The sequence below is a fragment of the Actinotalea ferrariae genome (assembly GCF_019733465.1).
Lineage (GTDB): Bacteria > Actinomycetota > Actinomycetes > Actinomycetales > Cellulomonadaceae > Actinotalea > Actinotalea ferrariae_A.
This window is the reverse complement of record NZ_JACVQL010000003.1, coordinates 1-24,312: the sequence shown is the minus strand read 5'-3', so window position 1 is coordinate 24,312 and position 24,312 is coordinate 1. Positions and strand designations below refer to the sequence as shown.

The following is a 24,312-nucleotide window of genomic DNA, read 5'->3' as shown; positions in this document are numbered from 1 at the left end:
ACCGCACCCGCTGGCTGCCGGTGGTGGGCGTCGCCGCGGCCACCGCGCTCGCGGCGAGCCTCGGCACGCTCGGCATCTCGTCCGCGCTCGCGGACGACGACGCCGCACGCACCCCGGCCTCGGTCGCGACGCTGGGCCAGCAGGAGTCCGCGACGGTCCCCGTCGCCGGCTCGGACGCGCAGGCGCCCGACTGGCAGGCCGTCGCCGACGCCGTCCGCACCTCGGTCGTCGCGATCGACGTGCGGACGGAGCGGGGTGCCGGCACCGGGTCCGGCGTGATCGTCGACGCGGAGGGCCACGTCCTCACCAACGACCACGTCGTGGGCGGCGCCGTCGACGGCGGCCTGCAGGTCACGCTCGCCGACGGCCGCGTCTACGAGGCGACGGTCGTGGGCCTCGACCCGACCACCGACCTCGCCGTCATCCGCCTCGTCGACCCGCCCGAGGACCTCACCCCCGCCGTCCTCGGCGACTCCGACGACGTCGCGGTCGGCGAGCCCGTCATGGCCGTCGGCAACCCGCTCGGCCTCGACAGCACGGTGACGACCGGGATCGTCTCCGCGCTCGACCGCCCGGTGTCGACGTCGGACGGCTCCGACGAGACCGTCGTGACGAACGCGATCCAGATCGACGCGGCCGTGAATCCCGGCAACAGCGGCGGCCCGCTGTTCGACGCGTCGGGCGAGGTCATCGGCATCACGTCGTCCATCGCGTCGCTCTCGAACGGCGGCGGTCAGGCCGGCTCGATCGGCCTGGGCTTCGCGATCCCCGCGAACCTGGCGGACCGCATCGGCGCCGAGCTCATCGAGGACGGCACCGCCGACCACGCGTTCCTGGGGGTCGCCCTGAGCGACGGGACCGCGACCGCCGACGGCACCACGCGCCGCGGCGCCGTCGTCGAGCAGGTCACCGACGGGTCGCCCGCCGCCGAGGCGGAGCTCCGGGCGAAGGACGTCGTCGTCGCGATCGACGGCGAGCCCGTCAACGGGGCCGAGTCCCTCACGGCGTTCGTCCGGGAGTCGCCCGCGGGCGCCGAGGTCACCCTGACGGTCGTGCGCGACGGCGAGGCCGTCGACGTCCCCGTCACCCTCGCGACGCGCGACGACACCGGGGCGACGCAGCAGCAGCCCCAGCAGGACGGCGGCCTCTTCGACCGCCGCCCCGACAAGCGCGGCTGAACCGCCACCCGCGCAGAGCAACGGCCCCACCAAGGCCCACGAGTGGAGCGAACCCGTGGGACACGCCCAGCGTGTCCCACGGGTTCGCTCCACTGTGCGTGGAGGTGGTGGGGTGGGTGGCCCACCGGCCCTGGAGGGCCGGGGCGGGGTCGTCAGTCCGTGGCGAGGGCGTGGCGCATGGGCTCCAGCTTGGCCTCGGACTCCGCGAGCTCCGCGGCCGGGGCGGACGCCGCGACGATGCCGCAGCCCGCGAACAGGCGCAGGCGGTGCGGGTCGGCCGGGTCCAGCTCGGCCGAGCGCAGCGCGATGCCCCACTCGCCGTCGCCGTCGACGCCCACCCAGCCCACGGGACCGGCGTAGCGGCCGCGGTCCATGCCCTCGACCCGCTCGATGAGGTCGCACGCCGCCTCGGTCGGCGTACCCGCGACCGCCGCCGTCGGGTGCAGCGCCGCGGCGAGCGCGAGGCTCGTGGGCGGCGCGACGTCGCCGTCGGTCGCCAGGACGGCCGCGACGTCGGTCGCGAGGTGCAGCACGTTCGGCAGGTGCAGCACGAACGGCGTCTCGGGGACGTTGGTCGACGAGCAGAACGGCTCGAGCGCCCGGAGCAGCGACTCGACCGCGTACTCGTGCTCCTCGAGGTCCTTCGACGAGTGCGCGAGGATCGCGGCGCGAGCCAGGTCGGCGTCGTCGTCGCCCGTGCGGCGGATGGTCCCGGCGAGCACGCGCGAGGTGACCAGACCCTTCTCGCTGCGCAGCAGCAGCTCGGGCGTCGCGCCGAGGATGCCGTCGACGGCGAAGGTCCAGCACGACGGGTAGTCCGCGGCGAGCCGGTGCAGCACCCAGCGCGGGTCGAGCGGCTCGGCGGTGCGGGCGACGACGTCGCGCGCGAGGACGACCTTCTCCATCCGGCCGGCGCGGATCTCCTGGACCGCACGCGCGACGGCGTCCTGCCAGCCCGCGGGGTCGAGCGCGCCCTCGGCGTAGGTCACCTCGCCGGGCGACGACGGCGGGGGCGTGACCTGGACGCGGCCGGGTCCGGGTGCGCCGCCCGCGTCGATCGTCGTGATCCACGCCGTGCGACCGCGACGCCCGACGACGACGCGCGGCACGACGAGCGTCGAGGCCGCCGCCGAGCCGGCCGCGAACGCGAACGTGCCGAACGCGACGGGCCCCGTGCCCGGGACGCGCACCTCGTCGCGCACCACGGCGTGCGCCGCCGTCGTGCGCCACGCGCGCTCGGCCACCACGAAGCGCTCGGGGCCGGTCGTCGTCGTGCGCGCGACCTCGCCCCACGCGACGAGTCCGTCGCCGCGGCGCACCCACGCGAGGCCGCCCTGGGCGGGCAGCAGGTCGAGCAGGTCCGCCGGCAGGGACGCCGGGTCCACCGGGACGGTGCGCGAGACGAGCGGCACGGACAGCGGCAGGCTGCCGGGGGCCAGGCCCGGGTGGGTCGAGGGGGCGCCAGCCGCGCTCGCGTGGTCGGGACTCATCGCCCCCCAGCGTAGGCCGCCGGCCCCCGCCGTCCGCCGCTGCCGCCGCCCGCCGGCACGTGATCTGGCCCACCCTGCGGGCTGCGAGGATGGGGGCATGCCCCGCGCCAGCCTGGACAAGCAGCCGCACGAGGTCGCCGCGATGTTCGACCACATCGCCCGGCGCTACGACCTGACCAACGACGTCATCTCGCTCGGCCAGGACCGCCGCTGGCGCACGGCGACCATCCGCGCGGTCGACGCGTGGCCCGGCGACGTCGTGCTCGACCTCGCCGCGGGGACGGGCACGTCGAGCGAGCCCTTCGCGGACGCCGGCGTGCGCGTGGTGCCGTGCGACTTCTCCGTCGGGATGCTCCAGGTCGGCAAGGAGCGCCGGCCGGACCTGCCGTTCACCGCCGGCGACGCGACGCGGCTCCCGTTCGCCGACGCGTCCTTCGACGCCGTCACCATCTCGTTCGGGCTGCGCAACGTCGTCGACACCGCGGCCGCGCTGCGCGAGATGCTGCGCGTGACCCGGCCCGGGGGACGCCTCGTGGTGTGCGAGTTCTCCCGCCCGACCTGGGCGCCGTTCCGGACCGTCTACACCGAGTACCTCATGCGCGCCCTGCCCCCCGTGGCGCGCGCGGTCTCCAAGGAGCCGGACGCGTACGTCTACCTCGCCGAGTCGATCCGCGAGTGGCCCGACCAGGCCGGTCTGGGCCGCCTCATGCGCGAGGCGGGCTGGACCGACGTCGCCTTCCGCAACCTCAGCGGCGGCATCGTCGCGCTGCACCGTGCCACGCGCCCCGAGGCGCCGGCGGAGGATAGGTAAGCCTTCGCAGACACCGGTCTGGGCGTGACCTAGACTTGCCCGAGCCGTTTAGTGAAACCCTTCACAAGGATGAGGCAGGGCGTGGGTACGCAGCGCGAGAACGATGACGCCGACGTCATCGTCGTCGGGGCAGGGCCTGCCGGCTCGACCGCCGCGTACTACCTCGCGGTCGCGGGGCTCGACGTCCTGGTCCTGGAGAAGACGGCGTTCCCGCGCGAGAAGGTCTGCGGCGACGGCTTCACCCCGCGCTCGGTGCGCGAGCTCGTCGCGATGGGCGTGCCCATGCGCGAGGAGGACGGCTGGATCCGCAACAAGGGCCTGCGCGTCTACGGCGGCGGGCACCGGATCGAGCTCCCGTGGCCCGAGACGGACTCGTTCCCCAGCTACGGCGTGAGCCGCACGCGCAAGGACTTCGACGACACGCTCGCGCGGCACGCCAAGGCCGCTGGCGCCAAGGTCGTCGAGCAGATGAACGTCACGGGCCCCGTGCTGCACGAGCGCACGGGCCGCGTCGTGGGCGTGACCGCGCGTCCGGTCGACCGGGACGGGCGCCGGGCCGGTGACGAGGTCACCTACCGTGCCCCCGTCGTCATCGCCGCCGACGGCGTCTCCGCGCGCCTCGCGCTCGCGCTCGGCATCGAGAAGAACCCGAACCGCCCCATGGGCGTCGCCGTCCGCACGTACTACGAGACGCCGCGGCACGACGACGAGTGGATGGAGAGCTGGCTCGAGCTCTGGGACGGCAAGCCGGGCGAGTCGAACCTGCTGCCGGGCTACGGCTGGATCTTCGGGCTGGGCGACGGCACCGCGAACGTCGGCCTGGGCTCGGTGAGCTCGCGTGCGACCGCGACGAAGATCGACTACAAGGACCTCCTGCAGCGCTGGGTCGCGAACACGCCCGCGGAGTGGGGCTTCACGCCCGAGAACCAGCGCGGGCCCGTGCGCAGCGCCGCGCTGCCGATGGGCTTCAACCGCAAGCCGCACTACACGCGCGGCCTGCTCCTCGTCGGGGACTCGGGCGGCATGGTCAGCCCGTTCAACGGCGAGGGCATCGCCTACGCGATGCAGGCCGCGCGCCGCGCCGCCGAGGTCGTCGCGCAGGCGAACAGCCGCACGACGGCGGCCGAGCGCGAGCGCACGCTCGCGAGCTACCCGCGCGTCATGGCCGAGGAGCTCGGCGGCTACTACTCGCTGGGCCGCGTCTTCGTGAAGCTCATCGAGCACCCCGAGGTCATGCGCGTGTGCACGCGGTACGGGCTGCCCCGGCCGGCGCTCATGCGCCTCACGCTCAAGCTGCTGTCGGACGTCTGGGAGCCGCGCGGCGGCGACCTGTCCGACCGCTTCATCGCCGCCCTGACCCGGATTGCGCCCGCAGCATGACCCGACGACACTCGGCGGAGGTCGCGGCGGCGCCGACCTGCGTCCGGACCTATCGTGGCTCGACGCGCCGGTCGTCGTCGAGCGAGCCGTGCCAGCACTGGAGGGCCCGATGACCAACCCCTACGTCCCGATCCTGGTCCTCATGGGGGTCGGCGCCGTGCTGGCCCTCGGCGGGGTCGGCGCGAGCGCGATCATCGGCCCCAAGCGGTACAACCGGGCGAAGCTCGAGGCCTACGAGTGCGGCATCGACCCGACGCCGCACGCCATCGGGGGCGGCCGCTTCCCGATCAAGTACTACCTCGTCGCGATGACCTTCATCATCTTCGACATCGAGGTCGTCTTCATGTACCCCTGGGCGGTCGCCTTCGGCGAGCTCGCCATGTTCGGGGTCGTGGCGATGATGACCTTCCTCGTCCTGATCACCGTGCCGTTCGTCTACGAGTGGCGTCGCGGCGGGTTCGAGTGGGACTGACGGTCCCGTGGGACTGATGTCCGGGGGTGGCCGATGACGGGCCCACGGACCGACGAGCAGACGCGACGAGAGGGAGGAGGGGGACCATGGGCATCGAGGACGCACCGTCCGGGTTCCTGCTGACCACGATCGAGGACCTCGCGGGCTACTTCCGCAAGGCCTCGCTGTGGCCGGTGACGTTCGGCCTGGCGTGCTGCGCCATCGAGATGATGGCCGCGGGCACGCCGCGCTTCGACATCTCGCGCTTCGGCATGGAGGTCTTCCGCGCGTCGCCGCGCCAGGCCGACCTCATGATCGTGGCCGGGCGGGTGAGCCAGAAGATGGCCCCCGTCGTGCGCCAGGTCTACGACCAGATGTCCGAGCCCAAGTGGGTGCTCGCGATGGGTGTCTGCGCGTCGTCGGGCGGCATGTTCAACAACTACGCGATCGTCCAGGGCGTCGACCACATCGTGCCCGTGGACATCTACCTGCCGGGCTGCCCGCCGCGGCCCGAGATGCTCATCAACGCGATCCTCACGCTGCACGAGCAGATCCAGGCGGAGCCGCTCGGCGTCAACCGCGACGAGGCCGCGCGGGCCGCGGAGGCGGCGGCCATGGGCGCCACCCCGACATCCCAGATGAAGGGCCTGCTGCGGTGAGCGAGACCCCCAAGGACCAGCACGTCACGGGCGACACCGCGTCCGCCCAGGCCGGTGCTTCCCAGGTCGCCAAGGACACGGCGGCCGGCCTCAAGGGCACGCCCGTCGTCGGCACCGAGTCCCGCGAGACCCCGCAGAAGGCGACCGAGACGGCGCAGGAGGGTGCGGGCCAGAACCTCCCCGCCCCCGCCGGGCCGGCGACGCCGCAGCTCGAGATCATCGCCGTGCGCGAGGGGATGTTCGGGGCCGGGGACGGCGGCGACACCTCCGGCTTCGGCGGGCTCGTGCGCACGATCGCGATGCCCGGCCCGAGCGAGCGCCCCTACGGCGGCTGGTTCGACGAGGTCGTCGACATCCTGGCCGAGGTGCTCGGCGAGGGCGGCACGCCGTTCGACGCGGCGATCGAGAAGGTCGTCGTCGACCGCGAGGAGCTCACGCTCTACGTCCGCCGCGAGCACGTCGTGACCGTGTGCCGGGCGCTGCGCGACGACCAGGACCTGCGGTTCGAGCTCGGGCTCGGCGTCTCGGGCGTGCACTACCCGTTCGACACGGGCCGCGAGCTGCACGCCGTCTACCAGCTGCGCTCGATCACGCACGGCCGCGCGCTGCGGCTCGAGGTCGCCGTGAGCGAGACCGACCCGCACATCCCGTCGAGCGTCGCGGTGTACCCGGGCCACGACTGGCACGAGCGCGAGACGTGGGACTTCTTCGGCATCGTGTTCGACGGCCACCCCGGCCTCGCGCGGATCGAGATGCCGGACGACTGGCCCGGGCACCCCCAGCGCAAGGACTACCCGCTCGGCGGGATCCCGGTGGAGTACAAGGGCGCGAGCATCCCGCCGCCCGACGAGCGGAGGTCGTACAGCTGATGGCCACGTCCCAGACCCCCCACGCCAGCCCGTACATCGTCGACGAGTCCACCGAGGGCGTCCCGAGCTTCGAGGCGTCCGGCGGCGACTGGTCGCAGATCGCCGAGGAGGCGGCCCGCCTCGGCGAGGAGCGGATCGTCGTCAACATGGGTCCGCAGCACCCGTCGACCCACGGCGTCCTGCGGCTCATGCTCGAGATCGACGGCGAGACGGTGACCGAGGCCCGCTGCGGCATCGGCTACCTGCACACGGGCATCGAGAAGAACATGGAGTACCGCACCTGGGTGCAGGGCCCCACGTTCTGCACGCGCATGGACTACCTGGCCAACATGTTCCAGGAGACGGCGTACTGCCTGGCGGTCGAGAAGCTGCTCGGCATCACCGACGACATCCCGGAGCGCGCCACGGTCATCCGCGTGATGATGATGGAGCTCCAGCGCGTCTCGTCCCACCTCGTCTGCCTCGCGACCGGCGGCAACGAGCTCGGCGCGACGACGATCATGACGGTCGGCTTCACGGCGCGCGAGGAGATCCTGCGGATCTTCGAGCTCATCACGGGCCTGCGGATGAACATGGCCTACGTGCGCCCCGGCGGCGTCGCGCAGGACATCCCGCCGGGTGCCCTGGACACCGTCCGCGAGGCCATCCCGGTCATCAAGGACTACATCCGTCAGCTCGGCGACCTCATGCTCGCCAACCCCATCTACAAGGGGCGCACGGTCGGCGTCGGCCACCTCGGCCTCTCCGGCTGCATGGCGCTGGGCATCACCGGCCCCGTGCTGCGCTCGGCCGGCCTGCCGTACGACGTGCGGAAGGCCGACCCGTACTGCGGCTACGAGACGTACGACTTCGAGGTCCCCACGTCGACGGACGCCGACTCCTACTCGCGGACCGTGCTCCGCATGGAGGAGTGCTACCAGTCGCTGCGGATCGTCGAGCAGGCGGCCGACCGCCTGCAGGCCATGGGCGCCGGGCCGGTCATGGTCGCGGACAAGAAGATCGCGTGGCCCGCACAGCTCGCGATCGGCTCCGACGGCATGGGCAACTCGCTGGACCACATCAAGGAGATCATGGGCACCTCGATGGAGGCCCTGATCCACCACTTCAAGCTGGTCACCGAGGGCTTCCGCGTCCCCGCCGGCCAGGTGTTCCAGACCGTCGAGCACCCGCGCGGCGAGCTGGGCGTGCACCTCGTCTCCGACGGCGGCACGCGGCCCTACCGGGCGCACTTCCGCGACCCGTCCTTCAACAACCTGCAGGCCGTGTCCCTGATGTGCGAGGGCGGCCAGGTGGCCGACGTCGTCGTCGCGGTGGCCGCGCTCGACCCAGTGCTGGGAGGGGTGGACCGCTGATGACCACCACCGCGTACGAGCCCTACGAGGGCACCAAGCTCGAGCGGCTCGAGCGGGACGCCGCCGACGCGATGGGCCGGTACCCCGACCCGCGGTCGGCGCTGCTCCCGCTGCTGCACCTCGTGCAGTCCGAGGACGGCTACGTCAGCCCGGACGGGATCCAGTTCTGCGCCCGCACGCTCGGCCTCTCGACGGCCGAGGTCTCCGCGGTCGCGACGTTCTACACGCAGTACAAGCGCCACCCCAACGGCGAGTACACGGTGGGCGTCTGCACCAACACGCTGTGCGCGGTCATGGGCGGCGACGCGATCTTCGACGAGCTCTCGGACCACCTCGGTGTGGGCCACGACGAGACGACCGAGGACGGCAAGATCACGCTCGAGCGCGTCGAGTGCAACGCGGCGTGCGACTACGCGCCCGTGATGATGGTCAACTGGGAGTTCTTCGACAACCAGACGCCCGGCAAGGCCAAGGACGTCGTCGACCGCCTGCGTGCGGGCGAGGCGGTCGCGCCGACGCGCGGTGCCGCGTCGGTCTGCTCGTTCAAGCAGATGTCCCGCGTGCTCGCCGGGTTCAGCGACGGCCGCGCCGACGAGGGCGTGGGCGCCGGTCCCGCGACGCTCGAGGGCACCCGCCTGGCGCGCGAGAAGGGCTGGCAGGCGCCGCCCGCGAGCAGCGGCCAGGAGCACGACCCGTCGGCCGAGGCCGTGGGCGCCGGCACGACGCCGGTCACGCCCGGCCGCACGTCCAGCACCGACACCCCGGCCGCACCGCCCGCGGGCGGCACGTCCGACACCCCGACCCGCCGCGAGCCGAGCAAGGAGGCGTGATGGCCACCACCCTGAGCCCGGTGCTCTCCGCGCACTGGGACGCCGACCGCTCCTGGACCCTCGAGACGTACGAGGCGAACGGCGGCTACGCCGGCCTGCGCCGCGCGCTCACCATGCCCGCGGCCGACGTCGTCACGGCGGTCAAGGACTCGGGCCTGCGCGGCCGCGGCGGCGCCGGCTTCCCGACCGGGCTCAAGTGGAGCTTCCTGCCCGCGCCCGACGGCGGCCCGCGCTACCTCGTCGTCAACGCCGACGAGTCCGAGCCGGGCACGTGCAAGGACATCCCGCTGATGATGGCGAACCCGCAGGTGCTCGTGGAGGGCGTGGCGATCACGTCCTACGCGATCGGCTGCCACCACGCGTTCATCTACATCCGCGGCGAGGTGCTGCACGTCTACCGCCGCGTGCTGCGCGCGGTCGACGAGGCGTACGCCAAGGGCTACCTGGGCAAGAACATCCAGGGCAGCGGCTACGACCTCGACGTGACGGTGCACGCGGGCGCCGGCGCCTACATCTGCGGCGAGGAGACCGCGCTCCTCGACTCGCTCGAGGGGCGCCGCGGCCAGCCGCGCCTCAAGCCGCCGTTCCCCGCCGTCGCCGGCCTCTACGCACGCCCGACGGTGGTCAACAACGTCGAGTCCATCGCATCCGTGCCGTCGATCATCGCGAACGGCGTCGACTGGTTCCGCTCGATGGGCACCGAGAAGTCGACCGGCTTCGGCCTGTTCTCGCTCTCGGGGCACGTGACGCGACCGGGTCAGTACGAGGCGCCGCTCGGCATCACGCTGCGCGAGCTGCTCGACATGGCGGGCGGCGTCCGCGAGGGCCACGAGCTCAAGTTCTGGACCCCGGGCGGCTCCTCGACGCCGCTGTTCACGGCCGAGCACCTCGACGTCCCGCTCGACTACGAGTCGGTCGGCGCCGCGGGGTCGATGCTCGGCACCCGTGCGCTCCAGATCTTCGACGAGACGACGTGCGTCGTGCGCGCCATCACGCGCTGGGCCGAGTTCTACGCGCACGAGTCGTGCGGCAAGTGCACGCCGTGCCGCGAGGGCACCTACTGGCTCAAGCAGGTGCTGGCGCGGATCGAGCACGGGCAGGGCACGCTCGAGGACCTCGACACCCTGCTCGACGTCTGCGACAACATCCTCGGGCGCGCCTTCTGCGCCCTGGGCGACGGCGCGACGTCCACCATCACCTCGGGCATCGCGCTGTTCCGCGACGAGTTCGAGGCGCACATCACCGGCGGTGGCTGCCCGCTCGACCCGGCCGCCTCCGCCCTCTTCGAGTACACCCCGCGCGGCCGTGCAGACCTGCACGCGCTCTCCGGGGTGCCCGCAGGAACGGTGGGAGCATGACGACGACGACGCCCAAGCCGGCCACCCCGGCGGCGACCAGCGCGCCCGCGGCCGGCGAGGTGACCTTCACCATCGACGACGTCGAGGTGTCGGTCCCCAAGGGCACGCTCGTGATCCGGGCCGCCGAGAACCTCGGCATCCAGATCCCGCGCTTCTGCGACCACCCGCTGCTGCAGCCGGCGGGCGCGTGCCGCCAGTGCCTCGTCGAGGTCTCGACGCCCGACCGCGAGGGCAACCTGCGGGCCATGCCCAAGCCCCAGGCGTCGTGCACGCTCGAGGCGACGCCCGGCATGGTCGTCAAGACCCAGCGCACGTCCGCCGTCGCGGACAAGGCGCAGCACGGCGTCATGGAGCTGCTGCTCATCAACCACCCGCTCGACTGCCCCACCTGCGACAAGGGTGGCGAGTGCCCGCTGCAGAACCAGGCGATGAGCAACGGGTACGCGACGAGCCGCTTCCACGACGTCAAGCGCACGTTCCCCAAGCCGCTCGCGATCTCGACCGAGATCCTGCTCGACCGCGAGCGCTGCGTCCTCTGCCAGCGGTGCACCCGCTTCTCGGACGAGATCGCGGGCGACCCCTTCATCGACCTGCAGCAGCGCGGTGTGCGCCAGCAGATCGGCGTCTTCGACCCCGCCGTGCTGGGCTTCGCCGGCAGCGACCGCGCGGAGACGTACCGCGGCGTCCAGCCGGACGGCACGCCGCTCCCGGTCGCCGTCGGGCAGCCCGAGGTCGACCCGCGAGGTCCGGTCGGGATGGCGACGCTCGACACGTCGGGCCGTGCCTTCGCGTCCTACTTCTCGGGCAACACCATCCAGATCTGCCCCGTCGGCGCGCTGACGAACGCGGCGTACCGCTTCCGCGCGCGTCCGTTCGACCTCATCTCCACGCCGGGCGTCGCGGAGCACGACAGCAACGGTGCCGCGATCCGCGTCGACCACCGCCGCGGCGTCGTGCTGCGCCGCCTCGCGGGTGAGGACGCCGCGGTCAACGAGGAGTGGATCAGCGACAAGGACCGCTTCGCCTTCACGTGGCAGGGCATGCCCGACCGCCTGACCGTGCCGCTCGTCCGCGACCGCGCCGAGGACGGCACCCCGGGCGAGCTGCGCACCGCGAGCTGGGCCGAGGCGCTCGAGGTCGCCGCCGAGGGGCTCGCCGCCGCTCGTGCCGCGGGCGGCGTGGGCGTCCTGCCCGGCGGCCGGCTGCCGCTCGAGGACGCCTACGCGTACGCGAAGTTCGCGCGCGTCGTGCTGGGCACCAACGACGTCGACCACCGCGCCCGTCCGCACTCGGCGGAGGAGGAGGCGTTCCTCGCCCACCACGTCGCGGGCAGCCGGATGTCGGTCACCTTCGCGGACCTCGAGTCCGCGCCCGTGACGCTGCTGGTCGCGTTCGAGCCCGAGGACGAGGGCGGCATCGCCTTCCTGCGCCTGCGCAAGGGCGTCCAGAAGAACCGGAACCGCGTCTTCTCGGTCGCACCCTTCGCGAGCCGTGCGCTCGACCGCCTGGACGCGCGGCTCCTCGCCGCGGCCCCGGGCACCGAGCCCGAGGTGCTCGACGCGCTCGGCACGCCGCGCGCCGACGGCGTGCTCGCCGAGGCCGGCCAGGCGCTCGACGCGTCCGCGATCATCCTCGTGGGCGAGCGCCTCGCGACGATCCCGGGCGGGCTGAGCGCCGCGCTGCGGCTCGCCGAGCGGACGGGCGCGCGCCTCGCGTGGATCCCGCGCCGCGCGGGTGAGCGCGCCGGCGTCGAGATGGGCACGCTGCCCGGCCTCCTGCCCGGCGGCCGTCCCGTGACGGATGCGCAGGCGCGCGTCGACGTCGCGGCGGCCTGGGACGTCGAGCGGCTCCCGGCCGAGCCCGGGCGCAGCGCGGGGGAGATCCTCGCCGCAGCGGCCGAGGGCGAGCTGGGCGGGCTGGTGGTCGGCGGCGTCGACCCGGTCGACCTGCCGGACCCGGCGCTGGCCCGTGCGGCCCTCGAGCGCGTCGGCTTCGTGGTCTCGCTCGAGGTGCGCGCGTCCGCGGTGACCGCTCTGGCCGACGTCGTGCTGCCGGTCGCGCCGCCCGTCGAGAAGGCCGGGACGTTCCTCAACTGGGAGGGGCGCCCCCGCCCCTTCCCGCAGGCGCTCACCTCGACCGCGATGGCGGACCACCGCGTGCTCGACGCCCTGGCCGACGCCATGGGCACGATGCTCGGGCTGCGGACGGTCGCGCAGGCGCACGCGGAGATCGACGCGATCGGCGCCTGGGACGGCGCCCGCGTGCCGGCTCCTGCCGTCGCGGCGGCGCAGCCGCCGACGCTCGGCGAGGGCCAGGCCGTGCTCGCGACGTGGCACCAGCTGCTCGACGCGGGTCGCTGCCAGGACGGTGAGGCGTTCCTCGCGGGGACCGCCCAGCGTCCGGTCGCGCGGCTCTCGCCCGCCACGGGCGCGGCGATCGGCGTCGCGACCGGCGACGCGGTGACCGTGCGCACCGGCGCCGGCCGCATCGTGCTGCCGGCCCTGCTCACACCGATGCCCGACGGCGTCGTGTGGGTCCCGGTGCACTCGACCGGCTCGAGCGTGCGCCCGACGCTCCGCGTCGACGCCGGTGCGGTGGTCGACGTCGCCGCGGCGGCACTGCCCGCCGCGGACGTCGAGGCCGCGGCACCGACGGGACGTCGCGCGCACGCCGCGACGACCGACGCGACGACGACCGACGGAGAGGTGCTCTGATGGCCGTCCCTGGTCTCGCGACGCTCGGCGGGCCGCTCGCGGCCGCCGTCGAGCTGCCGCCGAGCGCCGACTTCAGCAACGACACGTGGTGGATCGTCGCCATCAAGGCGGTCGGCATCGTCGTCTTCCTGCTGACGAGCGTGCTCATCGCGATCTGGTTCGAGCGCAAGGTCGTGGCCCGGATGCAGATCCGGCCCGGGCCCAACGTGCACGGGCCCTTCGGCCTGCTGCAGTCGCTCGCCGACGCGATGAAGCTCCTGCTCAAGGAGGACATCAACGTCAAGGCCGCCGACAAGGTCGTCTACATCGTCGCGCCGATGATCTCGGTGTTCTGCGCGCTGCTGACGTTCGCGGTCATCCCGCTCGGCCCGGTCGTGTCGATGTTCGGCGTCGAGACCCCGGTCCAGCTGACGGACTTCCCGGTCGCCGTCCTCTACATCCTCGCGGCGACCTCGGTCGGCGTGTACGGCATCGTGCTCGGCGGCTGGGCCTCGGGCTCGACGTACCCGCTGCTCGGCGCGGTCCGCTCGACGGCGCAGGTCATCTCCTACGAGCTCGCGATGGGCCTGTCCCTCGTGAGCGTGTTCGTCATGGCCGGCTCGATGTCGACGTCGCAGATCGTCGAGTCGCAGGACTCGGTGTGGTGGGTCTTCCCGCTGCTGCCGGCCTTCGTCATCTACTTCATCTCCATGGTCGGCGAGGTCAACCGCCTCCCGTTCGACCTCCCCGAGGCCGAGGGCGAGCTGGTCTCGGGCTTCATGACCGAGTACTCGTCGATGAAGTTCGCGTGGTTCTTCCTCGCGGAGTACATCAACATGCTCAACGTCTCGGCCGTCGCCACCACGCTGTTCTTCGGCGGCTGGAAGGCGCCGTTCGGCCTCGGCCTCATCAACGACGGCATGCTCAACCAGGGGTGGTGGCCGGTCCTCTGGTTCCTGGCGAAGCTCTGGTTCTTCATGTTCCTGTTCGTCTGGATCCGCGGCACGCTCCTGCGCTTCCGCTACGACCAGTTCATGAAGTTCGGCTGGAAGGTCCTCATCCCGGCCGCGCTCGTCTGGATCGTGTGCGTCGCCGTCGTGCAGGGCGTGCGCCAGTTCACCGACGTCGACCTGCGGACGCTGCTCATCGTGCTGGGCGTCATCGCGGTCGTCGGGATCGGCCTGTCGTTCCTCGTGCCGGAGAAGAAGCCCGAGCCCGAGCCCGAGCCGGAGGCCTTCGACGCCTTCGCCGGCGGCTACCCTGTGCCGCCGCTGCCCGGTCAGACGCTGCCGCCCTCGCCGCGCCGTGCGCGCCTCGAGGCGCAGCGCGCGCAGGGCGGCACCGGCACCGCGACCGCGACCATCACGCAGGCACCGTCCGGGGCACCCGGTGCGGACGCCGACACACCCGCCGACGGCGAGCAGGAGGAGACCCGTGGCTGACAAGGACATCAGCCGTCGCGACCGCGGCGGCGACGTCGCCGGTGGCGCCGGTGGTCCGGAGCACGAGTACACGTCGCTCATCGAGCCCAAGAAGGGCATCGGCGAGGTGCTGGCGCCCGCCGCGGGCTTCGGCGTGACCCTCTCGTCGATGTTCAAGCCCACCGTCACCGAGCAGTACCCGTTCGAGAAGGTGCCGACCAAGCCCCGCTACCACGGGCGGCACCAGCTCAACCGGTACCCCGACGGGCTCGAGAAGTGCATCGGCTGCGAGCTCTGCGCCTGGGCGTGCCCCGCCGACGCGATCTACGTCGAGGGCGCCGACAACGCGCCCGACGCGCAGTACTCGCCCGGTGAGCGGTACGGCCGCGTCTACCAGATCAACTACCTGCGCTGCATCTTCTGCGGCCTGTGCATCGAGGCGTGCCCCACGCGCGCGCTGACGATGACGAACGAGTACGAGCTCGCGGGCCCGACGCGGCGCGGGATGATCTACGAGAAGCAGGACCTGCTCGCGCCGATGGGCGAGGGCATGCTCGGCGCGCCGCACCCGATGGTGCCCGGCACGGAGGACACCGACTACTACCGCGGTGCCGTCACGGGACCCGTGCCCGAGCAGATCGACTGGGTCGCGCAGTGGCGGCCCGAGGACGCGACGCTGCAGGCGCTGCGTCCGGGGCACCGGCCGCAGGGCTCGGGCGACCGGGACACGTCGTCGGAGCTCGCCGAGCCCATGGAGCACGGCCAGCCGGCCGAGGTCGACGCCTCCGCGTCGCAGGGGAGGGGGAGCCGGTGAGCCCGCTCGCCGCAGGCCTCGCGACCTCGCTCGCCGAGAGCGGCACCACCTCGGCGGCCGAGGGGGTGCTCTTCTGGGTCATCGCGCCGGTCATGGTGATCTCGGCGCTCGGGCTCCTGTTCGCGCGCAAGACGGTCCACGCCGCGATGAGCATCGTCGTCGTGATGATCAGCCTCGCGATCCTGTACGTCGCGCAGGAGGCGCCCTTCCTCGGCGTCGTCCAGGTGATCGTCTACACCGGCGCGGTCATGATGCTGTTCCTCTTCGTCCTCATGCTCGTGGGCGTCGACTCCTCCGACTCGCTCGTCGAGACCATCAGCGGCCAGCGGTGGATCGGCCTGCTCCTCGGCGGCGGGCTCGCGGCCGTGCTTGTCGGGGTGGTCCTCACGGCGGCGGACATGGCCCCCGTGGGGCTCGCGGAGGCGAACGCCGACACCAACCCCGTCGGCGTCGCGCGCGTGATCTTCTCCGACTACGTCTTCGCGCTCGAGGTCGTCGGCACCCTGCTCGTCATCGCGGCGCTCGGTGCCCTCGTGCTCACGCACCGCCAGCGCCTCACGCGCCTGGTGGGCCAGCGCGAGCGGTCCGACGCGCGCGTCGCGGCGGGCGCGGTCCTCACGCCGCTGCCCGCACCGGGTGTCTACGCGCGCAGCAACGCGATGGACGTGCCCGCGCTGGGCCCCGACGGCCGGCCGCTCGAGCACTCGGTGCCGCGCGTCCTGCGCATCCGGGGTCAGGAGCGCGCGGTGTCGGACGTCCACGCGGAGATCGGTGCCGAGGGCATCGGCTCCACCCCGCCCGAGCGGTCCATCACCGGTGAGGAGCAGGTGCGGTGAACCTGAGCAACTACCTGGTGCTGGCCACCCTGCTGTTCTCGATCGGTGCCCTCGCCGTCCTGCTGCGCCGCAACGCGATCATCGTGTTCATGGGCGTCGAGCTCATGCTCAACGCGACGAACCTCGCGTTCGTGACCTTCGCGCGCATCCACGGCGACCTCACCGGCCAGGTCGTGGCGTTCTTCGTCATGGTCGTGGCCGCGGCCGAGGTCGTCGTCGGCCTGGCGATCATCGTCGCGATCTTCCGCACCCGTCGCTCGGCCTCGGTCGACGACGCCAACCTTCTGAAGAGCTGAGGAGCGCCGGGTGTCGACACACGCTCTTGCCGGCCTGCCCGCCGGCGTGCCGTTCGCGGCCGACGAGCACATCGCGTCCGCGGCGGAGGCCTCCGGGTCCTTCACGCTCGCGTGGCTCCTCGTCGCGCTGCCCCTCGCGGGAGCAGCGGTGCTGCTGCTGGCCGGGCGGCGAGCCGACCGATGGGGGCACTGGCTGGGCGTCCTCGCCTCGGCCTCGGCCTTCGTGGTCGGGGCCGTCCTGTGGGTGGCCACGCTGGGCCTGCCCGCCGACGAGCGGGTGCAGGACCTGCACCTGTTCACCTGGATCCCGGCGGGTGACTTCACGCTCGACGCGGGCCTGCGGATCGACCCGCTGTCGCTCACGTTCGTGCTGCTCGTGACGTTCGTCGGCACGCTCATCCACATCTACTCCGTGGCCTACATGGAGCACGACGTCGACCGGCGCCGGTTCTTCGCGTACCTCAACCTGTTCGTCGCGTCGATGCTCCTGCTCGTCCTCGCGGACAGCTACCTGCTCCTCTTCGTCGGCTGGGAGGGCGTGGGTCTCGCCTCGTACCTGCTGATCGGGTTCTGGAACCACAACCTGCCGTACGCGGTCGCCGCGAAGAAGGCGTTCATCGCCAACCGCGTCGGCGACGTCGGCATGCTCGTCGCGATCTTCATCCTGTTCGCCGAGTTCGGCGGCACGGACTTCGTCACGGTCTTCGACGGCGCGCCCGGTGCGTCCGAGGCGGTTCTCACCGCGGCCGGCCTCATGCTGCTCCTCGCGGCGTGCGGCAAGTCGGCGCAGTTCCCGCTGCAGTCCTGGCTCGGCGACGCGATGGCCGGCCCGACCCCGGTCTCGGCGCTCATCCACGCGGCGACCATGGTCACCGCGGGCGTCTACCTCGTCGTGCGCTCGGCGCCCGTCTACGAGGGTGCGCCGAACGCGCTGCTGGTCGTCGCGATCGTCGGCGCGATCACGCTCCTGTTCGGTGCGATCGTCGGCTGCGCCAAGGACGACATCAAGAAGACGCTCGCCGCCTCGACGATGTCCCAGATCGGCTACATGATGCTCGCGGCCGGCCTCGGCCCGATCGGCTACGCGTTCGCGATCTTCCACCTGCTCACGCACGGCTTCTTCAAGGCCGGCATGTTCCTCGGTGCCGGCTCCGTGATGCACGGCATGGACGACTCCGTGGACATGCGGCGCTACGGCGGCCTGTCGCGCTACATGAAGATCACGTGGCTGACCTTCGCGGCCGGCTGGCTCGCGATCATCGGCTTCCCGGGCCTGTCCGGCTTCTGGAGCAAGGACAAGATCATCGAGTCCGCGTTCGCGGTCGCCGACGGCGAGGGCTGGCAGCCCTGGGTCTTGGGCTCCGTCGCGCTCCTCGGCGCGGGGCTGACCGCCTTCTACATGTCGCGCCTCTTCTTCATGACCTTCCAGGGCGAGCGGCGCTGGAGCGACGGCCACGGCGGGGGAGCCGCAGACCCGGAGGCACCCGTGCGCCACCCGCACGAGTCGCCCGCGCTCATGACGATCCCGATGGTCGTGCTCGCGATCGGGTCGGTCGCGCTCGGCGGCGTCCTGACCCTGGGCGGCACGTTCGTGACGTGGCTCGAGCCGGTCACGGGCCACGCCGAACACCACGAGCCGGTGCTGTCGGTGCCGCTCATCACGGGCCTGACGATCGCGCTCGTCGCGGCCGGCGCGTTCCTCGCGTGGCGTCAGTACGCGGCGTCGCCCGTCGCGGCCCTCGCCCCGCGCGGCTCGGTGCTCACGCGCGCCGCCCGCAAGGACCTGTACCAGGACCACGTCAACGAGGCGCTGCTCATGCGTCCCGGCCAGTACCTCACCCGCTCGCTCGTCTACGGCGACCGCCAGGTCGTCGACGGCGCGGCGACCGGCCTCGCGCGGTTCGTCGCGGGCTCGGGCGAGGTGCTGCGCCGCGCGCAGAACGGCTACGTCCGGTCCTACGCGTCGACCATGGTCGCCGGCATCGTGGCGCTCGCCGCCGTCGTCCTGGCGTTCCGGATCTGAGGGAAGAGACACCATGACCGACACCTTCCCCTGGCTGACCACGCTCATCGTGGTCCCGCTGCTGGGCGCCGTCGTGCTCTGGGCGCTGCCTCGCGGCGCGCGCCGGCACGCCCGTCCGATCGCCTTCGCGGTCTCGCTGCTCGTGCTCGCCGGCGCCGTCGCGGCGGCGCTGCAGTTCGACGTCTCGCGGGCCGACGAGCACCAGCTCGCCGAGCAGACGCCCTGGATCCCCGCGTTCGGCGTGAGCTACGCGGTCGGCGTCGACGGCGTCGGGCTCGCGCTCGTCCTGCTGTCCGTCCTCCTCGTGCCGCTCGTGATCCTCGCCGCGTGGCGTGAGCACCCCGACGCCGTGCCCGCGGGCGCCGTCGTCGGCGCCGTGGGCACCGACCCGTCGGCCACCCGGGCGGTCGACGCACCGGCCGGCGGCGGGGACGACGGCAACCGGATCCGCCACTACATGGCGCTCGTGCTCGTCCTCGAGGCGTGCATGGTCGCCGTCTTCGCGGCGCGCGACCTGTTCCTCTTCTACGTGCTCTTCGAGGCCATGCTCATCCCGGTCTACTTCATGATCGGGTCGTTCGGCGGCCTGCGCCGACGCTACGCGGCGGTCAAGTTCCTGCTCTTCTCGCTCGCGGGCGGGCTGATCATGCTCGTCGGCGTCATCGCGCTCTACCTCCAGGGCCCGGGCGGCCCCGAGGGCTTCCTCATCGAGAACCTCGTCGGGCTCGACCTGCCGCAGACGACGGAGCGCCTGCTCTTCCTCGCGCTCTTCCTCGCCTTCGCGGTCAAGGCGCCCATGTGGCCGGTCCACACGTGGCTGCCCGACGCCGCCGAGCAGGCGCCCGCGGGCACGTCCGTGCTGCTGGTCGGCGTGCTCGACAAGGTCGGCACGTTCGGCATGCTCACGCTCTGCCTGCCGCTGTTCCCCGAGGCGTCCCGCTGGGCGGCCCCGGTGATCATCGTGCTGGCCGTGATCTCCGTGCTGTACGGAGCGCTCCTGGCGATCGGCCAGGAGGACCTCATGCGCCTCATCGCGTACACGTCGGTCAGCCACTTCGGCTTCATCGTGCTGGGCATCTTCGCGTTCACCGAGGTGAGCACCCAGGGCGCCTCGCTCTACATGGTCAACCACGGGCTCTCGACGGGCGGGCTCTTCCTGCTCGCGGGCTTCCTCGTCGCGCGCCGCGGCACCGCGCAGATCTCCGCGTTCGGCGGGCTGCAGAAGGTGGTGCCGGTGCTCGCCGGGACGTTCCTCCTCGTGGGCCTCTCGGCGCTGTCCCTGCCGGGGCTCTCGACCTTCGTGAGCGAGTTCCTCGTGCTCGTCGGCACGTTCGAGGTCAACCGGCCGGCGGCGATCGTCGCCACGCTCGGCGTGATCCTCGCCGCCCTGTACGTGCTGCTGACCTACCAGCGGATCTTCACGGGCCCCGCCCGCGAGGACGCCGCGCTGACGCACGACCTCTCGGCACGAGAGAAGTGGGTCGTCGGCCCCCTCGTCGTGGCGCTCGTCGTGCTCGGCTTCTACCCGGCGCCCGCGCTGGACCTCGTCCGCGAGCCTGCGGCCGCCTCGGTCGAGGCCGTCGGCGGCCCGGACGGCTCCGGCCGTGCGGTTGACGATGCCGAGGCCGAGGCCGAGGCCGCCGACGCGGCCACCGGATCCACCGATACCTCCGTCGACGGGAGCGACCAGTGACCCCCGCCTTCGTGGCACCCGAGGTGCCGTGGGCCCAGCTGGCGCCCGTGGTCATCGTGCTCGGCGCCGGTGCGCTCGGGGTGCTCGTCGAGGCCTTCGCGCCGCAGCGGCTCCGCCGCGCGATCCAGCTCGCTCTCGCCGCGCTGGCGCTCGCGGGCGCCGTCGTCGCCGTGGCCGCGCTGTGGTCCGACGTCATGGAGACGGGCGGCACCGAGATCATGGGCGGCTCGGTCATCCTCGACGGGCCGACGCTCGTCCTGTGGGGCGTCCTCGCCGTGCTCGGCCTCATCAGCCTCCTGGTCATCACCGACCGCACGGAGTCGGGCGAGGACGCGTTCGCGCCGTCCGCGGCCGCCGTCCCGGGCTCGGAGTACGAGGAGCTCGCGCGGCGCAAGGGCATCGCGCAGACCGAGGTCTACCCGCTCGTGCTCTTCGCGCTCGGCGGCATGATGATCTTCCCCGCCGCGGGCGACCTGCTCACGCTGTTCGTCGCGCTCGAGGTGCTCTCGCTGCCGCTGTACCTGCTGTCCGGCATGGCGCGACGCCGCCGCCTGTTCAGCCAGGAGGCGTCGATGAAGTACTTCCTCCTCGGCGCGTTCGCGTCCGCGTTCCTGCTCTTCGGCGCGGCCCTGCTCTACGGCTTCGCCGGCTCGGTGCGGTTCGCCGACATCGCGGCCGCGACGCAGACCGTCGTCGGGCTCGACGCCCTCCTGCTCGCGGGCGTCGTCCTGGTCCTCGTCGGGCTGCTGTTCAAGGTGGGCGCGGTGCCGTTCCACGCCTGGACGCCCGACGTCTACCAGGGTGCGCCCACGCCGATCACCGGCTTCATGGCCGCGTGCACCAAGATCGCCGCCTTCGGTGCGATCCTGCGCCTCGTCTACGTCGTGCTGCCGCCGCTCGAGTGGGACGTCATGCCGCTCCTGTGGGCGGTCGCGGTCATCACGATGGTGGTCGGCACGGTCGTCGCGATCGTGCAGTCGGACGTCAAGCGCATGCTCGCGTACTCGTCGATCGCGCACGCCGGGTTCGTCCTCGTCGGCGTCGTCGCGCTCACGCAGTCGGGCATCTCCTCGGTGCTGTTCTACCTCGTGGCCTACGGCCTGACGACGATCGGTGCCTTCGCGATCGTGACGCTCGTCCGCGAGGTCACGGCCGGCCCCGGTTCGGCCGTGGTCGCCGAGGCGTCCCACATCACGCAGTGGTCGGGACTCGGGAAGCGCAGCCCCGTGCTGGCGGCGTCCTTCGCGCTGTTCCTGCTGTCGTTCGCCGGGATCCCGCTCACGGCCGGCTTCACCGGGAAGTTCGCGGTCTTCTCCGCGGCGATCGAGGGCGGGCTGACGTGGCTCGTCGTCGTCGGCGTCGTCGTGTCGGCCGCCTCCGTGTTCTTCTACGTGCGGCTCATCGTGCTGATGTTCTTCACGGACCCGGCGGGCACGCCCGGCGAGTCCACGACGGTGGTCCGCTCCGAGGGCTTCACCACGGTCGCCATCGCGCTCGGCGTGGTCGGGACGATCGCGCTCGGCGTGCTCCCGTCGCCGGTGCTGGACGTGCTCGCGGACGCGGCCAGGCTCATCCCGTGAGCCAGACGACGCTGCCGCTCGCCGACGCCGCCCTGGCCGAGCTGCTCACGGCCCGGCTGGAGCTCGTCGAGGAGCGGCTGCGTGGCGCCGTGGCGCATGCGGACGTCCTGGCGGACACGGCCTCGCGCCACCTGGTCAACGCGGGCGGCAAGCGGCTGCGTCCGCTGCTCACGCTGCTGGCCGCCCAGCTGGGCGAGGGCATGCGGCCCGAGGTGGTCGACGCCGCCGTCGTGGTCGAGCTCACGCACCTCGCGACGCTGTACCACGACGACGTCATGGACTCGGCGCCGGTGCGGCGCGGGGCGCCGTCGGCGCACGAGGTCTGGGGCAACCACGTCGCGATCCTCACGGGCGACCTGCTGTTCGCCCGCGCGTCGGCGATCGTGGCCGGCCTCGGCCCCGAGGCCGTCCGGATCCAGGCCGCGACCTTCGAGCGCCTGTGCCTCGGCCAGCTCCACGAGACCGTCGGCCCCGCACCCGAGGCGGACCCCGTCGAGCACTACCTCCAGGTGCTCTCCGACAAGACCGGCTCGCTCATCGCCACGTCCGCCCGGTTCGGCGCCATGTTCGCGGGCTGCCGGCCGGACGTCGTCGAGACGCTCGTCGAGTACGGCGAGAAGGTGGGCGTCGCGTTCCAGCTCGCCGACGACGTCATCGACCTGACCTCCGAGGGCGGGCAGACCGGCAAGACGCCGGGCACCGACCTGCGCGAGAAGGTCCCGACGATGCCCGCGCTGCTGCTGCGCCGCCGGGCGGCCGGGCCGGACGCGACGCAGGCGGACCGCGACCTGGTCGCGCGGCTCGACTCCGACCTCTCGGCCGACGCCGACCTCGACGACGCCGTGCGGGCCCTGCGCGCGCACCCGGTGGTCGAGGAGACCCGTGCCCGCGCCGTGCGCTACGCCGACGAGGCCGTCGCCGCCCTGGGTACCCTTCCCGCGGGCCCGGTCCGGGAGGCGCTCGTCTCCTTCACCCAGGCCCTGGTGGACCGCGCGGCCTGAGCTCGCACGGGGATCGCGATCTCGTTCACCCGAACGGCTCAACTCCGGCCGGGATCGAGCCGATGGTCCTGGAGCATGGTGTGTTCGCGCGGGCTCCACGAGTCCGCGGTGGGGTGACGGGGGAGGGTTGTGCGCACGTCCTGGGGTTCCGCGACCGATCGCGGCAGAGTGCGCAGCCTCAACGAGGACTCGCTGCTGGCCTACCCGCCCGTGTTCATGGTCGCCGACGGCATGGGCGGCCACTCGGCCGGTGACGTGGCGAGCCGCCTCGCCGTCGAGGAGTTCTCCCAGCTCGCGGGCCGGACGTCCGCGTCGCCCGACGACGTGCACCAGTGCTTCCACCGGACGGCGACCCGCCTGCGCGAGTCGGTCGCGGCCGGGCGCACCGCCGGCACGACCGTCGCGGGCGTCGCGATCGCCGCGCACGACGGCGGCTCCTACTGGCTCGTGTTCAACATCGGCGACTCGCGCGTGTACCGCCTCTCGGGCGGCGACCTCGAGCAGATCAGCGTCGACCACTCCGTCGTCCAGGAGCTCATCGACGCGGGCGAGCTCGACCCGCGCGAGGCCGTGGGCCACCCCGAGCGCCACGTCATCACGCGGGCCGTCGGCACCGGTGCCGAGCCCGAGCCCGACTACTGGCTCATCCCGGCCGGCACGTCCGACCGCCTCCTCATCTGCTCCGACGGCCTGACGTCCGAGCTGGACGACGGCGCGCTGCGCAGCATCCTCGCGAGCGTCGCCGACCCGCAGGAGGCGGCCCAGCAGCTCGTGTCGTCCGCGCTCCAGGCGGGCGGCAAGGACAACGTCAGCGCGGTCGTGGTCGACGTCGCCGTCGCCACGGACAGCCCCGACGTCGAGAACACCGTGCGCGCCCCCGACCGGGGTGCGACGGAGCCGGGCCCGGACGGGGCCTGGGACGACGAGATCGACGGCGCGACGATCCCGCGCCCGACAAGCCAGCGCCAGACCAGCCAGCGCCCGGAGGTGCCGTGATGACCGTCCCCCTGTACGCACCGGGTGAGTGGTACGCCGTCGTGAGCGACGGGCGGCTGGCCCTGCTGCCGCCGGACGTGGACGCGCGCCTCGTGGCCGACGTCTGGACGGCCGTGCGCGAGGGCGCCGACGTCACGGGCCCGCTCCAGGTGCTGCTCCGTGCGGGCATCGCCGACCTGCCGCCCTTCGCGCTCGTCTCCGTCGAGGGCGACCGCGTCCGCACGATCGTCCGCGGTGACGTCGAGGTCGAGATCGCAGGGCCGTCCGGCCGCACCGTCACGGGCGCTCGCGTCTCGACGTGGGCCGAGGAGATGCAGACCGACGTCGTCTCCGTGACCGTGCGCACCCCCGGGCTCGCGGGTGCACCCACCGACGGTGCGCTGCCGCTCGTCGCGGGCGTCGTCCGCGCGGCGGGCGTGCGCGTCGAGATCGCCGAGGCCCCGGCCGGGGCGGGCGAGGCGGATGCCGCCGACGAGCCGGCCTCCGCCGGCGCGCCTGCCGCTGCCGCGACGCTCGTCACAGGTGTGCCCGGTCTTGCGCCGACGCCGCAGCCGGAGCCGGAGCCGGAGCCGGAGCCGGAG

General features: G+C 73.0%; 20 protein-coding genes and 1 pseudogene. 20 read left to right on the top strand and 1 reads right to left on the bottom strand.

The features are described from left to right. Positions 1–1,178 (top strand): S1C family serine protease (locus tag ICW40_RS00360; protein ID WP_221651809.1); only part of this gene is annotated, 1,178 nt, incomplete at its 5' end. Positions 1,179–1,330: 152 nt separating this feature from the next. On the opposite strand, the gene ICW40_RS00355 is transcribed toward ICW40_RS00360, so the two are convergent. Beyond that, positions 1,331–2,668 carry an isochorismate synthase gene (locus ICW40_RS00355; protein ID WP_221651808.1) on the bottom strand — a complete coding sequence of 446 codons (1,338 nt, stop codon included), beginning with the start codon at positions 2,666–2,668 and terminating at the stop codon, positions 1,331–1,333. A 97-nt stretch (positions 2,669–2,765) separates the two neighbouring features. Here ICW40_RS00355 and ICW40_RS00350 point away from each other — a divergent pair, with 97 nt between their 5' ends. The 19 genes and pseudogenes from ICW40_RS00350 to ICW40_RS00260 all read left to right on the top strand — a co-directional run. After that, a complete protein-coding gene (locus ICW40_RS00350) occupies positions 2,766–3,479 on the top strand; it encodes a demethylmenaquinone methyltransferase (protein ID WP_221651807.1) in 714 nt (237 codons plus the stop codon). Between the two features lie 69 nt (positions 3,480–3,548). After that, positions 3,549–4,859 (top strand): geranylgeranyl reductase family protein, encoded by a 1,311-nt coding sequence (locus ICW40_RS00345; protein ID WP_221651806.1) that lies wholly within the window; start codon positions 3,549–3,551, stop codon positions 4,857–4,859. Between the two features lie 109 nt (positions 4,860–4,968). Next, positions 4,969–5,331, top strand: coding sequence for an NADH-quinone oxidoreductase subunit A (locus ICW40_RS00340; RefSeq protein WP_221651805.1), 363 nt, complete (start codon positions 4,969–4,971; stop codon positions 5,329–5,331). Between the two features lie 86 nt (positions 5,332–5,417). Continuing rightward, positions 5,418–5,969, top strand: coding sequence for a NuoB/complex I 20 kDa subunit family protein (locus tag ICW40_RS00335; protein WP_221651804.1), 552 nt, complete (start codon positions 5,418–5,420; stop codon positions 5,967–5,969). After that, positions 5,966–6,838, top strand: a complete 873-nt coding sequence (locus ICW40_RS00330; RefSeq protein WP_221651803.1) for an NADH-quinone oxidoreductase subunit C — start codon at positions 5,966–5,968, stop codon at positions 6,836–6,838. Before ICW40_RS00335 ends, ICW40_RS00330 begins: the two co-directional genes overlap by 4 nt. Beyond that, positions 6,838–8,190, top strand: a complete 1,353-nt coding sequence (locus ICW40_RS00325; RefSeq protein WP_221651802.1) for an NADH-quinone oxidoreductase subunit D — start codon at positions 6,838–6,840, stop codon at positions 8,188–8,190. The genes ICW40_RS00330 and ICW40_RS00325 overlap by 1 nt, the downstream gene beginning before the upstream one ends. Beyond that, positions 8,190–9,020, top strand: a complete 831-nt coding sequence (nuoE, locus tag ICW40_RS00320; RefSeq protein WP_221651801.1) for an NADH-quinone oxidoreductase subunit NuoE — start codon at positions 8,190–8,192, stop codon at positions 9,018–9,020. Before ICW40_RS00325 ends, nuoE begins: the two co-directional genes overlap by 1 nt. Next, positions 9,020–10,378 (top strand): NADH-quinone oxidoreductase subunit NuoF, encoded by a 1,359-nt coding sequence (gene nuoF, locus ICW40_RS00315; RefSeq protein ID WP_221651800.1) that lies wholly within the window; start codon positions 9,020–9,022, stop codon positions 10,376–10,378. The genes nuoE and nuoF overlap by 1 nt, the downstream gene beginning before the upstream one ends. After that, positions 10,375–13,092, top strand: a complete 2,718-nt coding sequence (locus ICW40_RS00310) for an NADH-quinone oxidoreductase subunit G (RefSeq protein WP_221651799.1) — start codon at positions 10,375–10,377, stop codon at positions 13,090–13,092. The genes nuoF and ICW40_RS00310 overlap by 4 nt, the downstream gene beginning before the upstream one ends. Beyond that, the gene (nuoH, locus tag ICW40_RS00305) at positions 13,092–14,513 is read left to right on the top strand and encodes an NADH-quinone oxidoreductase subunit NuoH (RefSeq protein WP_221651798.1); all 1,422 of its coding nucleotides are present in this window, start codon (positions 13,092–13,094) and stop codon (positions 14,511–14,513) included. The genes ICW40_RS00310 and nuoH overlap by 1 nt, the downstream gene beginning before the upstream one ends. Then, on the top strand, positions 14,506–15,306 hold the full coding sequence (gene nuoI / locus ICW40_RS00300; RefSeq protein WP_374199112.1) for an NADH-quinone oxidoreductase subunit NuoI: 801 nt from the start codon (positions 14,506–14,508) through the stop codon (positions 15,304–15,306). The genes nuoH and nuoI overlap by 8 nt, the downstream gene beginning before the upstream one ends. Next, positions 15,303–16,142, top strand: coding sequence for an NADH-quinone oxidoreductase subunit J (locus ICW40_RS00295; protein ID WP_221651797.1), 840 nt, complete (start codon positions 15,303–15,305; stop codon positions 16,140–16,142). The genes nuoI and ICW40_RS00295 overlap by 4 nt, the downstream gene beginning before the upstream one ends. Further along, positions 16,139–16,438, top strand: a complete 300-nt coding sequence (gene nuoK, locus ICW40_RS00290; protein ID WP_221651796.1) for an NADH-quinone oxidoreductase subunit NuoK — start codon at positions 16,139–16,141, stop codon at positions 16,436–16,438. Before ICW40_RS00295 ends, nuoK begins: the two co-directional genes overlap by 4 nt. Before the next feature lie 70 nt (positions 16,439–16,508). Then, the gene (nuoL, locus tag ICW40_RS00285; protein ID WP_308121523.1) at positions 16,509–18,461 is read left to right on the top strand and encodes an NADH-quinone oxidoreductase subunit L; all 1,953 of its coding nucleotides are present in this window, start codon (positions 16,509–16,511) and stop codon (positions 18,459–18,461) included. Between the two features lie 13 nt (positions 18,462–18,474). Next, complete coding sequence (locus ICW40_RS00280) at positions 18,475–20,154, top strand: NADH-quinone oxidoreductase subunit M (RefSeq protein WP_221651795.1); 1,680 nt, start codon at positions 18,475–18,477, stop codon at positions 20,152–20,154. Next, positions 20,151–21,734, top strand: coding sequence for an NADH-quinone oxidoreductase subunit NuoN (gene nuoN, locus ICW40_RS00275; RefSeq protein ID WP_221651794.1), 1,584 nt, complete (start codon positions 20,151–20,153; stop codon positions 21,732–21,734). Before ICW40_RS00280 ends, nuoN begins: the two co-directional genes overlap by 4 nt. Next, on the top strand, positions 21,731–22,735 hold the full coding sequence (locus ICW40_RS00270) for a polyprenyl synthetase family protein (protein ID WP_221651793.1): 1,005 nt from the start codon (positions 21,731–21,733) through the stop codon (positions 22,733–22,735). The genes nuoN and ICW40_RS00270 overlap by 4 nt, the downstream gene beginning before the upstream one ends. A gap of 168 nt (positions 22,736–22,903) precedes the next feature. Beyond that, a complete protein-coding gene (locus ICW40_RS00265; RefSeq protein ID WP_308121520.1) occupies positions 22,904–23,731 on the top strand; it encodes a PP2C family protein-serine/threonine phosphatase in 828 nt (275 codons plus the stop codon). Next, positions 23,731–24,312, top strand: a pseudogene (locus ICW40_RS00260) (hypothetical protein); the annotation flags it as partial. The gene ICW40_RS00265 and the pseudogene ICW40_RS00260, both read left to right, overlap by 1 nt.